Annotated in this window: 11 protein-coding genes; 3 read left to right on the top strand and 8 right to left on the bottom strand. The window is 38.2% G+C overall.

Annotated elements, in window-relative coordinates; genetic code table 11:
- Positions 1-353 precede the first annotated feature (353 nt).
- Positions 354-710, top strand: a complete 357-nt coding sequence (locus tag ACAN53_RS15645; protein WP_379971092.1) for a DUF2614 family zinc ribbon-containing protein — start codon at positions 354-356, stop codon at positions 708-710.
- 61 nt (positions 711-771) lie between these two features.
- Here the strand turns inward: ACAN53_RS15645 and perR are convergent, their stop codons facing one another.
- The 7 genes from perR to ACAN53_RS15610 form a co-directional block, all read right to left on the bottom strand.
- Positions 772-1,215, bottom strand: coding sequence for a peroxide-responsive transcriptional repressor PerR (gene perR / locus ACAN53_RS15640; RefSeq protein ID WP_379971091.1), 444 nt, complete (start codon positions 1,213-1,215; stop codon positions 772-774).
- A 43-nt stretch (positions 1,216-1,258) separates the two neighbouring features.
- Positions 1,259-1,480: a hypothetical protein gene (locus tag ACAN53_RS15635; protein WP_379971090.1), complete on the bottom strand. Its 222-nt coding sequence runs from the start codon at positions 1,478-1,480 to the stop codon at positions 1,259-1,261.
- Positions 1,481-1,653: 173 nt separating this feature from the next.
- Positions 1,654-2,118, bottom strand: coding sequence for a thioredoxin-dependent thiol peroxidase (gene bcp, locus ACAN53_RS15630; protein WP_379971089.1), 465 nt, complete (start codon positions 2,116-2,118; stop codon positions 1,654-1,656).
- A gap of 46 nt (positions 2,119-2,164) precedes the next feature.
- Complete coding sequence (locus ACAN53_RS15625) at positions 2,165-2,569, bottom strand: ion channel (protein ID WP_379971088.1); 405 nt, start codon at positions 2,567-2,569, stop codon at positions 2,165-2,167.
- Positions 2,570-2,616: 47 nt separating this feature from the next.
- Positions 2,617-3,402: an ABC transporter permease gene (locus ACAN53_RS15620; protein ID WP_379971087.1), complete on the bottom strand. Its 786-nt coding sequence runs from the start codon at positions 3,400-3,402 to the stop codon at positions 2,617-2,619.
- 5 nt (positions 3,403-3,407) lie between these two features.
- Complete coding sequence (locus ACAN53_RS15615) at positions 3,408-4,199, bottom strand: ABC transporter permease (protein WP_379971086.1); 792 nt, start codon at positions 4,197-4,199, stop codon at positions 3,408-3,410.
- Positions 4,192-5,202 carry an ABC transporter ATP-binding protein gene (locus ACAN53_RS15610; protein ID WP_379971084.1) on the bottom strand — a complete coding sequence of 337 codons (1,011 nt, stop codon included), beginning with the start codon at positions 5,200-5,202 and terminating at the stop codon, positions 4,192-4,194. Before ACAN53_RS15610 ends, ACAN53_RS15615 begins: the two co-directional genes overlap by 8 nt.
- A gap of 189 nt (positions 5,203-5,391) precedes the next feature.
- Here ACAN53_RS15610 and ACAN53_RS15605 point away from each other — a divergent pair, with 189 nt between their 5' ends.
- Positions 5,392-6,699 carry a glutamate-1-semialdehyde 2,1-aminomutase gene (locus ACAN53_RS15605; protein WP_379971083.1) on the top strand — a complete coding sequence of 436 codons (1,308 nt, stop codon included), beginning with the start codon at positions 5,392-5,394 and terminating at the stop codon, positions 6,697-6,699.
- Positions 6,700-6,931: 232 nt separating this feature from the next.
- On the top strand, positions 6,932-11,365 hold the full coding sequence (locus tag ACAN53_RS15600) for a glutamate synthase-related protein (protein WP_379971082.1): 4,434 nt from the start codon (positions 6,932-6,934) through the stop codon (positions 11,363-11,365).
- A 52-nt stretch (positions 11,366-11,417) separates the two neighbouring features.
- On the opposite strand, the gene ACAN53_RS15595 is transcribed toward ACAN53_RS15600, so the two are convergent.
- A complete protein-coding gene (locus ACAN53_RS15595) occupies positions 11,418-13,172 on the bottom strand; it encodes an ABC transporter ATP-binding protein (protein WP_379971081.1) in 1,755 nt (584 codons plus the stop codon).
- Positions 13,173-13,175 lie beyond the last annotated feature (3 nt).

Below are 13,175 nucleotides of genomic sequence, written 5' to 3'. Positions count from 1 at the left end.
ATCCTGAGCCAGGATCAAACTCTCCATAAAAGTTAAAGTTTGTCTAAGCTTTAAAAAAATAAAACTGACGTTTCATGTTTTGTTTAGTTTTCAAAGAACTCATTATCGCTCAAAAGCGACTTCTTTATGTTAGCACCTTTCAAAAACAGTGTCAACATGTTTTTAATTTACTGTTTGCTGCTGATTTGCATCAGCGACGGTTAATAATATATCACGTAATAAATTATAGGTCAATTACTTTTTCAATATTTTTCTCATTCTATTTTCTTATCAAACTCTATACTTTACTCATTCTTTTTTGTTTGGAAATATATATTATATAATGTATGATTTGTAAAAAGGGAGTGTGCCCAATGAGAGTGAAATACAGTAGCAAAATCAATAAAATTCGGACGTTTGCTTTAGGATCTGTTTTTGCTGGACTCTTCATTTCCTATGTGGGGGTATTTTTCCGCAATTCCCCTCTTATTATGTCCTTATTCATCATCGTAGGTTTTGTTTCCATTATCGGTAGTACCATCATTTATTTTTGGATTGGTATGCTCTCAGCAAAAACTGTACAAGTCCTTTGCCCAGAATGTAATAAACCAACCAAAATACTTGGACGGGCTGATGCGTGTATGCATTGTCATCAACCTCTTACATTAGATGCTTCATGGGACGGCAAAGAGCTTCACGAGGCCTACAGCAATCGAAATAAAAAAGGCTGACTAACAAAGGAAATCATCCTTTAAAGTCAACCAAGGAACTTTGTTTCTAGCACAACGCGCATTAATTTTTCAACATATGGCTGCATTCCGGACAAACACCATACAATTCGATACGATGACTTCGTATTATAAATCCCGTTTCTTCGGATGCTTTTTGTTCCATTTCTTCTAAACCAGAATAAGGAAAGTCAACAATCTTCCCACATTTTTCACATATAACATGATAATGATCCGTCGTCACATAATCAAATCTACTAGAAGTATCACCATACGTCAGTTCCTTCACAAGACCAATTTCTTTAAAAACACGTAAATTATTGTATACAGTCGCAACGCTCATATTCGGAAATTTATCTTCAAGCGCTTTATATATTTCATCAGCTGTCGGGTGCGACAACGAACTAACCAGATACTCTAAAATAGCATGACGTTGTGGAGTCATACGTACACCTGTACCTTTTAAAAGTTCTAATGCCTCTTTTAGTTCTTCGTTAACCACCGCCATGCACCCCCATTCTATATAGATTACTACGTTATAATATTTACAATCAGTTTACAGCTTTATGTTTCCTATTGTCAATATTTCTACTATAAGGATACTGCATTTCCAAATAACTTATTAAAGTATAAAATGAGCTTCCCCTAGAAAAGGGAACTAAACAAGTATCAGCTTCAAAAAACAGAAGCAAACTTCCTTTTTCTCCCTCTCTGGGAACAATCCTTGCTCTTTCATTACCGCAAATCTCTTTGCTGGATTGAATCCATTTCAAATACTTACTATCCCCTCAAATAGTTGTTTGCGTTTTGCACAAAAAAATAGTGCGAGAAGTGTCTCGCACGTGAAAAGCTATCATCTGAGGAGGTATGCCCTACACTTTACCATATTACTTAGACATCCATTAGGTATAGACGAATGCCTCACTTTCTGTAAATTAAAGAAGCCCTATGCTAATTCTTTAATTACAGCCAATACTTCCTTAACATGTTCCTTCACTTTTACCTTGCGCCATTCTTTGACAAGTTTTCCTTCCTTATCAATAACGAAGGTAGACCGTTCAATTCCCATGTATTCTTTACCGAAATTCTTTTTTAACTTCCAAGCACCATATAGTTCTGTTACTACATGTTCTTCGTCTGACAATAACTGAAATGGCAAATTGTTCTTATTAATAAATGTTACATGCTTCGCTATCGTATCACGATTAATTCCTAATATAATCGTATTTTCATCATTGAATAAATCTAATGAATCGCGAAAATCACAGGCTTGTGTCGTACATCCAGGCGTCATATCCTTTGGATAAAAATAAACTACAACATTTTTGCCCCGAAAAGCTGATAATGTAACCTGTTGTCCGCTACTTGCTGGCAATGTGAAATCTGGTGCAAGTTCTCCTAGTTTAACCATATTAACAACCTCTCCTTCGTCTACTCCACTCTTAACTATACCATGTTTAATCCCGTTTATCATGTTCTGTAACTATACGGGCGACAAAAGCAAACGGTAAGGTATATCCAATTAGTGCCTCTATAACTGCAATAAACCTCCCGAAACCAATTGGTGTAATATCACCATATCCAACCGAAAAGAGTGTAATCGCACTAAAGTACATGGTAGTCCCTACCGTTTCCCTAGGGTTTACCGTAATAGCATTTCCGTGTTCTTTCAAAACAAGAAACCCAATTTCTTCTAAAACGAAATACCCTAATCCAAATGCGATCAATACAGTTAAATAGACAAGACTAAGCAGCACAAGATTCGATAAAGAAAAAAAGGAGTTCGTCCCAGATGTTTTCCATAGATTACGTATACTATATAAAATAGCAAAAATAGCGAGTAGTAACACAATGATCCACATGTTTGTCCACCTCATATCATCTATATGAGATGGACAAATGAATTATATCAGTTACCTGCACCCCGATATCGCTTGACACCTTTGTTCCAAAGAAAAACAGCAAAGGAGAAGAAGAGGATTCCCATGACAGGAGTAAAAAACGCATAGAAGTTCCATTCGCTTTTATGTAAAAAATACGAAGCTGGATACACTCCTACAAATGCAAAAGGCAATACCCAAGTTAATATAAATCGAATGATTTTATTATAAATATTAATGGGATACCGTCCGTAGTTTCCTATATTATACATAAGCGGCATGATAGAGCTTCTCGCATCTGACCAAAATCCAATACTAGCTAGCGAAACAAATATTCCGCCGTATACGAGCGCACCGCCAATTGCCATTATTATAAATAGGATGAAATCGTACCAATGAAATATCAAATGAAGCTGTATGGATGCATATAGCATAATAAGAATGCCTGTAATGCCTCCAATAAATGATTCCAGCTCCATGCGCTCTAGAATAATTTGAAACAAACTATGAATAGGACGCGTTAAAATGCGGTCCATTTCTCCTTTTACTATATATCGATCATTAAAATCCCAAATATTAAAAAAGGCCGAAAAAATCGAGAATGGTACTAGGAAAAATCCATAGATAAAAATAACTTCTTCTCTTACCCACCCCTGTAACAGTTGTGTATGACCAAATACAACCAGTATAAAGATTAGGTTTACAGCTTGCATCATCATATCAGACAGAAGACCGACGAGAAGATCTCCGCGATACTGTAGCTTTGTTTTCATATACTGTCCGGCATATTGAAACAATAATTGAACATATATCATTCTGCTTACCCTCCCTGCACAATTAATCGTTTTTTCGCCAATTTCCACATGAAAACGATTGGAAGAATGAGTATAACAGACCATATAATTTGAAACATTATGGCATTCCAGACTGCTTGTCCTGTTAATCCTTCTGAAAAAATCATACTTGGAATATAGCTAATCGCTTGAAACGGGAAAAAATTCATTATGCTTTGAGCCCAAAGTGGATAGAAGCTAATAGGAAGCAAAAGTCCAGAAAATAGATCAATGGCAACCCGTTTTGCATACATGAGGCCGTCATTATTAAATAAGAAGAATGTCATCATACCAGTAATCAAATTAATTTGCGTGTTAATAATGAAACTAAACAAAATAGAGAGTAAAAACGAAAACCACGTTTGCGTATGTGACGTAATCGTTAAGGAAAACAAAAACGAAACAAGAATCATACCCGGAATAGAAAAGAATGCAAACCGAAAGATTCCTTCTCCAAGCCCTTGCATAACCTTCATACCAAGATAGCTATACGGACGAATCATTTCGATGGCCACACGTCCTTCGCGAATTTCTTCTGCTATTTCACGGTCAATATTATTGAAATAAAAAGCCCGTGCCATCCAACCAACTGCAACATAAGTCGTCATTTGTGCAACCGATAATCCTTGGATACTGTCTTTCCCGCCATATATCGCTCCCCATAAAAAGTAATACGCTCCAATATTGATCGTATAAATAAGAATTCCGCTATAATAATTGGTTCGATAGGCAAGCATCATAAGAAATCGTATACGAATCATTTCTATATATTTAGCCATGCGTATTACCCTCTTCGTAAATATTACGAATAATTTCTTCGGTTGATACTTCCTCTATTCTTATATCTTTAATTTTGAATGTTTGCACTACGTGTGAAATCAGAGCAGAGATCATCGTTTCTTCATTCGGTATTTTCGCTGTCCAAACATTATCTCCGTCTTCTTGCTTCCATGTAACTCTCCCTGGCATAACTGTTGCTAATTCTAGACTAGAAACAGACTTCGTAAATTGAAAGTGGATGATTTTTTCTTTGCCCCAATTGGAACGGAGCTTTTCAAGCGAACCATCATACATAATGTTCCCTTCATCTAACATTACAACCCGATCGCATAAAGCCTCAATATCTGATATATCGTGTGTTGTTAATAAAATTGTAGTTTTATATCTTTCATTCATTTCTTTTAAAAATTCTCTTATTTTCAACTTCACAAGAACATCCAATCCGATCGTTGGTTCATCTAAAAATAAAAGGGAAGGATTGTGTATGAGCGCTGCAGCTAGCTCGCATCGCATACGTTGTCCAAGAGAGAGCTTACGAACAGGCTTATCAAGAAGTGGACCAATATCGAGTGTTTCTATCACATGCTCCATATGTTCTTTGTACTGCTTGTCGGATACACCGTATACTTTCTTTAGTAATCGAAAGGATTCTTGTACAGCAATATCCCACCATAGCTGCGAACGTTGCCCAAATACTACCCCAATTGTTCTAACAAATTTTTCTCTTTCTTTATGCGGATTCATGCCATTGACCACGATTTGTCCGGATGTTGGTGTTAATATACCCGTTAGCATTTTTATCGTTGTCGATTTTCCTGCTCCGTTTTCACCAATGTATCCCATCATTTCACCTTTCTGAACAGAAAAGGAAATATCATTTACGGCCGGTATAACTTTGTAGTTACGTGTAAATAAATCGCGAAATGCTCCTTTTAATCCAGAACGGCTTGAGTGAGAAACGAATTCTTTTCGTAACTGTTTTACGTCGATGATTGTTTCCATGCAAGTACCTCATTTTCATATTTTTACATCGATTAGTTTACCTAACCATTACGGTCTTCACAACTAATAAGTCTTATCCTCTATTCCATAAATCATGATACAATAAAGTGAGACAACAGTTGCTTTTTTCTATCACTTGAATAATGAAAGCTATCACAATGAGTTATTACCATAAGGAGTGGAATACGAATGAAATTTACAAACTCAGAACAATTACATACAGAGGCGCTAAAACATATTGTTGGCGGAGTTAACAGTCCATCACGTTCGTTTAAAGCTGTTGGGGGCGGTTCTCCCGTTGCCATGAAACGTGGGAAAGGCGCATATTTTTGGGATGTTGACGATAATAAATATATTGATTATTTAGCCGCATACGGTCCGATTATTACCGGTCATGCGCATCCATATATAACAAAAGCAATCCAAGAAGCTGCTGAAGATGGGGTACTCTTTGGGACACCAACACCTTATGAAGTGACATTCGCAAAATTATTAAAGGAAGCAATTCCTTCATTAGATAAAGTTCGTTTTGTTAACTCGGGTACAGAAGCAGTTATGACAACCGTTCGTGTTGCCCGTGCATACACAGGAAGAACGAAGATTATGAAGTTTGCAGGCTGTTACCACGGCCACTTTGATTCTGTGCTTGTGGCTGCTGGTTCAGGTCCTTCTACGCTTGGTACACCGGATTCTGCTGGAATTCCAAAAAGTGTTGCACAAGATATTATTACCGTTCCCTACAATAATATTGAAGCATTTAAAGATGCACTTGATAAATGGGGCGATGATGTTGCTGGTGTATTAGTGGAACCAATTGTCGGTAACTTCGGGATTGTCATGCCAAATGAAGGATTTTTACAACAGGTAAATGACCTAACCCATCAAGCTGGAGCACTTGTTATTTACGATGAGGTTATAACAGGATTTCGTTTTATGTACGGCGGAGCACAAAATTTACTAGGTGTAACACCGGATTTAACAGCCCTTGGTAAAATAATTGGCGGCGGACTACCAATTGGTGCATACGGAGGTAAGAGAGAAATTATGGCACAAGTTGCACCGCTCGGACCTGCTTACCAAGCCGGAACAATGGCAGGAAATCCCGCTTCGATGCGAGCTGGTATTGCATGTTTAGAAGTACTTAAGCAAGAAGGGGTTTATGAAAAACTGGATGAACTAGGAAAATTATTAGAAGAAGGAATCATAGCGAAAGCAAATGAGCATAATATAACCATTACGGTCAATCGAGTAAAAGGTGCCTTAACTGTATTTTTTACGAATAAAATTGTTGAAAATTATGAAGATGCAAAGCAATCTGACAGCGAAATTTTCGGTAAGTTTTTTAAACTTATGTTACGGCAAGGTGTAAATCTTGCACCATCTAAATATGAAGCTTGGTTTCTAACGACAGAGCATACGAGACAAGATGTAGAGGACACAATCAAAGCTGTTGATTATGCTTTTAAAGAGTTAGCAGCTATCCTTTCCAATCATTAAAAAGGAAGAAACAGGCAGAGGATTTTCCTCTGTTTTTTTCTTCCACCCTATTTCATAAATTTAAGTTTAATAGTATAATTATTCATACCATGAAAAATGAAGAAACGAACTTATTATATTTTACTTGTTAAAACCTTCGTTTTTTCTTTATAATTAGACATTATACGTTCAAAAAAGTCTAATAATTTCGAATAGTTATATTTCCCAACTTTGAGTGGAGGTGACTGGCCCCATGGCCAACAATTTAACAAATAATTGGACTCCAGCCCTTTTTCGCGATTTCCGTCAAGCGGAGCATGATGCTTGCGGCATCGTTTCTGTTATGGAAAAAAAGCGCCGTCCTACTAAAGCAAATATTGATTTATGTATAGATTCATTAGTAAAGATGAATCATCGTGCCGGGTTTATTAACGGTGAAGGCGATGGTATTGGTATTCACATTGACCTACCTAAAGAACTATGGAAAGAAAAGCTAACACGTAAAGAGATTTCAGCTTCTCTTGTGGACCGCCCTGATTTTATTGTCGGACATCTTTTTTTGAGTAAGAAAGTAGACACACTGGCTCTTCGTACAGAAATTAAAGATTCCTTCACGAAAGCTGGCTTTCAGCTTGTTTATGAAACGGATGCAGTAACAAACACGGATGCACTTGGTCCACTTGCAAAAGCAGAAGAGCCTGTTTTTTGGCAAATTGCTCTTCTTCCTACTGAAGAAGAAGGACATATTGAACTGCAATTATTTAATTTAACTATATTATTGGAAGAAAACGAAGCAGTTCATGTAGCTTCCTTAAGTGCACATCATGCAGTTTATAAAGTACTTGGAGCTGGGGATACTCTTGTAGCATATTATAATGATTTAACTAATCCTCTCATTGCTTCTACAATGGCTCTTGGACACAATCGTTATTCAACTAATACACTTTCTAACTTTTTCCGGGTACAACCATTTAGTGTGTTAGGTCATAACGGTGAAATTAATACGATTGCAAAGCTTCGTGATCAAGCAGAAATGATGAGTGTACCGCTTACGTTAGGCGGTAGTGATTCACAAGATTTAAACCGAACAATTGAAACGTTACTTGCTCGTTATGACTACAGTTTGTTTGAAGCACTTGACGTTCTTTTCCCTCCAATTGTTAATGAGATAAAACATTATAAAGAAGAACTACAAGATTTATATGCATATATCCGGGAAGGCTGGGGACATTTTGCACAAGGTCCTGCTGGGATTATTTCTCGCTATAAAGATGAAGCAGTTTTCAGTGTTGATGCATTAGGTCTTCGTCCTCTTTGGATGGTACAAACCGAAACATCTTTCGTATTCGCATCAGAACCGGGTGTTGTATCGCCAAGCGAATATATTGCAGAACCGAAAGCATTAGCACCTGGTGAAAAGGTTGGCTTAAGATGGAACGATTCAGACGATATGGTAGTTTACGAGTATGCTTCTTACCAAGAAGAAGTATATAAGCTATTACGTAATCGCATAAACGCAAGTGGCTACCGTAAGAATATGACTCCACCAAAACCAACTCTTACTGATGAGGCTGCTTCTAACGAAAAAGTGGAAGACCGCCAATACGCTGCTTTTGGTTGGGACCGTGAAAATATTCAACTCATGGAACAAATGGCAGAAAAAGGTGTTGAGCCAATTCGCTCTTTAGGTCATGATGGCCCTCTTGCTGCATTAGATGGAGAGAGAAGAAATATCGCAGACTTTATTAAAGAAAGTGTAGCAGTCGTAACGAACCCTGCGATTGACCGTGACCGTGAAATTGAACATTTCTCAACACGTACAATTATCGGGAAACGTCCTTCTTTACATGAAAAACAAGAAAAACCATTTATTGTTGAACTACGTTCTCCTGTATTACTAGAAGGCGAAAATGGCCAAATGGTTGCAGAAGAAACAGGACAAATTACGTATGAAGAACTCGTTCATCTTTTTGCACTGCATGACACTGTATACAAGATGTCTGCAACGTTTACAGAAGATGAAACAATTGCAGACGCTTTGCAACGTTTAGCTGATGAAGCTGTTACTGCTGTGAGAAAAGGTGTTACCCTTCTTATTGTAGATGATGATGCTGCACATAAAGACGGAAATCTATGGCTTGATCCACATCTTGTCATCGGAAAATTGCAACAAACTCTTGTACACGAACACTTGCGGAGACAATGTTCAATCCTGCTACGTTCAGGTGCCATTCGCTCTTTACATGATTTCGTAACTGTATATGGTTTAGGTGCAGATGCGATTAGTCCATATTTAATGTTTGCAACTGTAAGTGATGAAAACAGTAAGCCTTGCGTGAATTTATATAACGCCCTAAATAAAGGACTTGAGAAAGTTATTAGTACACTTGGTATTCATGAATTACGCGGCTATGGACGTCTCTTCTCTGCCATCGGCTTAAACAAAGAAATCGCAGATGTTCTCAATATTGTCAACTTCCTTGGTTCCGAAAAGACTGCATTTAACTTTGAACTTCTAAAAGAAGATGCAATCAAACGTGCTGCTGATTATGCAACGGAAGGAACTAGAATGAGAAAAACATTCCACGTCTTCCCTCGTATTTGGAAAGCAATTGGCGAAGTTGCAAGAGGCAATGGCTATGACGAATATCGCGAAAAATTAAATGAAGTAGAACAAAAAACGCCAATCTCGATTCGTCACGTATTAGACTTTAAACCAGCTGCACAACCTGTACAATCTGAACAGGTTAGCATTCGTGTAGGAGAACACGACCTGCCATTTATTATTAGTAGCATGTCCTTTGGATCTCAAAATGAAGTTGCCTTCCGCGCATATGCTGAAGCTGCAGACCGTTTGAATATGATCAGCTTAAACGGCGAAGGCGGCGAAATTAAAGATATGGTTGGTAAATATCCGAAGACACGTGGTCAACAAGTGGCTTCTGGTCGTTTCGGTGTTACAGCTGAACTACTTAATTCTTCCAACTTAATTGAAATTAAAATTGGGCAAGGTGCAAAGCCTGGTGAAGGTGGTCACTTACCTGGTTCGAAGGTAACAGCAAAAATTGCTGAAGCACGGAATGCAACAATCGGTTCCGACTTAATTTCACCTTCTAACAACCATGACATTTACTCAATTGAAGACTTAGCCCAAATGGTTACGGAAATTAAAACGGCTAACAATCATGCAAAAGTGAGTGTCAAAGTTCCAGTTGTTCCAAATATCGGTACAATTGCCGTTGGGGTCGCAAAAGCTGGGGCTGACTATATCGGTATTAGTGGTTTTGATGGCGGTACAGGTGCTGCCAGAATTCACGCCCTTCAACATGTTGGATTGCCAATTGAAATCGGCGTAAAGGCTGCACATCATGCATTATTGGAAGCTGGAATGCGTGACAAAATAGAAATTTGGGCTGACGGCGGTATGAAAAGCGCAGCAGATGCATTAAAGCTTATTCTTCTAGGTGCAAACCGAATCGGCTTTGGTACACTTTCCATGATTTCAATCGGCTGTACAACTTGCCGTGGCTGTCATCTTGATACATGTCACGTCGGAATTGCAACGCAAATCGAATCTGAAGCACAAGCGAAAGAACATGGTCTTCGTCGCTTTGTACCAAGACAATTAGATCTTGCAGTAGATGGATTAACGCAACTATTCTCTACATTTGGCGAAGAACTGAAACGTCTTACTGGTCAATTGGGCTATACGAATTTACAAGAAATTGTAGGTCGTTCAGACTTGCTTGTCCAAGCTCGTGGCTTACAACAATTGGATTTATCCAATATGTTGGCTGTAGATGTAGAACAATACACGCCAAATCTTCCTGAAGTAAAAGAAGAAAATGCAGTACCATATGCTGTTCAATCGAAAGAGCTCGTAGCCGTAGGTGTCGATCAACGGGTAATGGGTAGTCTGGAATCATGCTACCGTGTTCGCTCGAAATTAGCAGGTACACCTGACCTTGAACCAATTACGTTAAAATATAATGGATCTATTCCAGGTAACGGATTAGGTGCATACAACAGCGAGAATATCTTCATTCACGTGAGTGGCGGTGGCCAAGACGGAGTCGGTAAAACAGCTCTTGGCGGTGGCATTTACATTATGAAGGCAAGAGGCAAAGACGGTAAGTTTTATAATGGCTCTGTTGGGAAAGGTTTTGGCTACGGTGCACAAAAAGGATCCCTTTACGTACAAGGAAATGCGGATGCCCGTGCAGGAATTCGTCTTTCTGGAGCTGATATCATTGTAGGCGGACGCTTACACGAACCACTACCAGCTCATGAATATGGAAATATTGCCGTACATGCCAATATTAAAGGCTTTGCATTTGAGTATATGACCAATGGACGCGGTCTTGTAATGGGAGATCCAGGTCCATGGATTTGCGCTGGTATGACTGGAGGCGTTATCTACCTTCGTCACCAACCAGAAATGGGCCTAACAGACGAAGCGCTCCAAAATCGTATTGCAAAAGGTGCAAAGGTAACAATGCAACCTCTTACTGAAAAAGGTAAAGCTGGCGTTACGGAAATGCTACTTGATTACATTCGTGTATTAACCGAGCATGAACAATACGAAGAAGTAAGTATTGTTTCTGCCTTGTTAGACGATGTGGCAAGCCACTTCCGTGAGGTTATTCCAACGAAACTACAAGCAGATCCATCAGAATCTACAGAATGATTCTGAATTTAAAAATCCCCCTGCTACTTACTAGTAGCAGGGGGATTTTTATTTATGGAGAAACCGATTCTAAATTTTGAATATGATATAAATTATAATAATATCCATGCTTATTCATCAACTCATCATGGGTTCCCATTTCTTTAATTTCTCCGTCTTCTATATAAACAATTTTATCAACATGTGTGATCGTTGACAGACGGTGCGCAATAATAATCGTAGTTCGATCTGTTGTTAGCGCTTGAAGTGACTCTTGAATGTATTTTTCATTTTCTAAATCCAGAGCAGATGTTGCTTCATCTAGTATAATCATAGACGGATCTTTCAAGAAAACACGGGCAATAGCAATGCGCTGACGCTGTCCACCTGAGAGCTTCATTCCACGTTCTCCAACTATTGTGTCATATCCATTTGGAAGATTTAAAATGAACTCATGCGCATGTGCTGCTTTTGCTGCTTCAATAATTTCTTCCTCTGAAGCTTCTGGCCGTCCATATAAAATATTGGAACGAATCGTATCACTAAATAATAAATTATCCTGAAGTACAATACCAATGTGGCCTCGTAAGCAAGTTAAATCATAATCCCTTACATCTATATCATCAATTTTAATAGCACCATCCGTTACATCATAAAAACGCGGAATTAAACTGACGAGCGATGACTTTCCCCCACCGCTTAGCCCAACAAGCGCTACCTTCTCACCAGATTGTATAGTGAGATTGATTTGTTGTAACACTTCTGCATCTTTTTCATTATATCGAAATGAAACATCTTCAAAGGAAAGTTTCCCCTCCATCTTATTTCGTACCTTTGCATCCGGTTTATTCTCCACATCATAGGTTTTATCAAAAAGCTCAAATACCCGGTCCATCGATGCAAGCGATTGAGTCAGTGTAGTTGATGAATTTACAAGACGACGAAGCGGATTATACAAACTATCCATATACCCTACAAAGGCTACCATCGATCCTAATGAAAGCTGTCCTTGAATAACTAAATAAGCGGCAAATCCAATTACGATAAGTGGACCTAAATCCGTTAACGTATTAACAGATGCAAACGTCTTAGCATTCCAATTCGTATGCTTCAACGCTCTATTTAAAAAATCTCCATTCTTCCCTGCAAACTGCTCTTTTTCATATTCCTCTAAAGCGAAGCTACGAGTGACTTGAATTCCTTGAATTCGCTCATGTAAATAACCCTGCATCGTTGCTAGTGCTTGGGAGCGCGCTCGCGTCAATTTACGTAGCCGGGCAAAAAAATACTTTACAGATACCATGAAAATAGGTAAAACGAGCAGTGAAATAAAGGTAAGCTTTCCGTTTAAAGAAAACATAACTGCTATTGCAATTCCAATCGTAGCAATATCTAACCATACATTCATCAAACCGGTAATAACAAAATCCTTTGTCTGCTCTACATCATTAATGACACGTGAAATGACTTCCCCTGTTTTCGTATTGGAATAAAATCGTAAACTTAGCTTTTGTAAATGTGCAAACAAATGCTTTCTCACATCATACAACACTAGATTTCCAATCTGTTGTGCGTAATATTGACGATAATATTCTATTGGTGGCCTTAGCACGGCAAATATGAATAAGGCAATGCCCATGGCGATAAATAAGTGATTCGTTTGCACCAGGATGGAATCCTTACTATGTATCACATCATCAATTAAATACTTTAAAAGAAATGGTATAATCAAAGGAATACCAAACTTAATTACTCCAATCACAATCGTTACGAATATCTTCCCTTTATATGGTTTAACGAACTGTAAATATCGTTTTATACTGTTCAAACA

The sequence above is a fragment of the Ectobacillus soli genome, assembly GCF_042610425.1.
Lineage (GTDB): Bacteria > Bacillota > Bacilli > Bacillales > Bacillaceae_G > Ectobacillus.
This window is presented reverse-complemented; position numbering and strand designations above follow the sequence as displayed.